This window comes from Novilysobacter erysipheiresistens (assembly GCF_036663935.1).
Taxonomy (GTDB): Bacteria; Pseudomonadota; Gammaproteobacteria; order Xanthomonadales; family Xanthomonadaceae; genus Novilysobacter; species Novilysobacter erysipheiresistens.
In genome coordinates, this window is record NZ_JAXGFP010000019.1 from 1 (window position 1) to 1,237 (window position 1,237).

Below are 1,237 nucleotides of genomic sequence, written 5' to 3' on the forward strand. Positions count from 1 at the left end.
TGGCTTTGGCTCCACTACGCAAGTCGGCTTAACTCAGGCGTTAGGGCCCACAAGAAATGTCACTCGGACTGAGACTCTCCAAAGCGATCACTGACTCTGGCGAGATCGCGGGCTTTCGCTACATCAGAAAGCGCAACGCATTCGTCCGCAAAGAGCCTCATGGGTTCAGTCAGTTCCTATGGGCCACCTATCCCACCGTGGTTGGAGATGCCACGGGACAACACTATTCGTTAATTGTTGGCGTTCGCCACGACATCGTGGAGGACGCGGTCAATCAACTCGGCCTCATCTATGGCAGTGACAATCAAAGTGCCACTACGACCGTTGACACTCCCCTTGAAAAATTCCCGCTGTCAGCTGAGCGGCAATATTCTTACTTCTTGCCGAACTCGGCAAACGAGCATGATATTTCTGCCGCAGCCAGCTCCATCGCAACGTCAGTGGAAAATGACCTGTCGGGTTTCTACACACGCTACGCATCACTCCAAGAGTGCGCTGCTGGCCTCAACTCAAAGCCAACAGATCGGTCGCATCACTTGTATAACAACCTAGAGCCAAGGATGTATCGGGCTATAGCTTCTGCGCATCTTGGGCGCCTTCCAGGCTTTGATTCACTGTTGGAGCAGTGGCAATCTGCGTACCTCTCCACGTTGCCTGTAAGCGCACACGCCAAGATCCAAGATAGGTTATGTAAGCTTCTAGACATCATGGGTGTGGGCCCTAACAATTCATTCAAGCCGAACCCGCTTCGCGGGTCGGCTTAATTCAGGCGTTAGGGCGCAATGGGAACAATCTTCTGTCCCGGTTGTAGCAAGCAGACTCAAACCAAGGTTTGGGACTTTCTCCCGTGGCTGGGAAACACGAAGGAAGTCTTTTGGTGCCGCACGTGCCACCAGTGGTTCGCGTTCTCGGACGGCGCCAGACGTACTGCCTTCTGGGCTTCTATCGCCGCAATCGCCCTGCCCGTCCTCGCCGTGCGCCTCTACTTCGAGCTATCTGGTGCACGGGGCATTGGCGGGTGGCCGGCTTGGACCTTCCTTGCTGTCATACCCATTGGGTACAACATCGCCTCTGCACTAGTTCTTACCCACAAAGCTCAACTCGTGGGGCCAATCGACTATGCGCCCTAACAATTCGTTCAAGCCGAACTTGCTTCGTTACACCAAAGTCATGGCAGAAAAGCTTGCCATGACTTTGGCTCCACTACGCAAGTCGGCTTAACTCAGGCGTTAGGCGC

At 54.3% G+C, this 1,237-nt stretch carries 1 protein-coding gene; it reads left to right on the plus strand.

Going from position 1 to position 1,237, the window contains the following annotated elements; translation table 11 throughout:
* The first annotated feature begins 56 nt into the window (after positions 1 to 56).
* A complete protein-coding gene (locus SNE34_RS14745) occupies positions 57 to 764 on the plus strand; it encodes a hypothetical protein (protein WP_332618379.1) in 708 nt (235 codons plus the stop codon).
* The last annotated feature ends 473 nt before the right edge of the window (positions 765 to 1,237 follow it).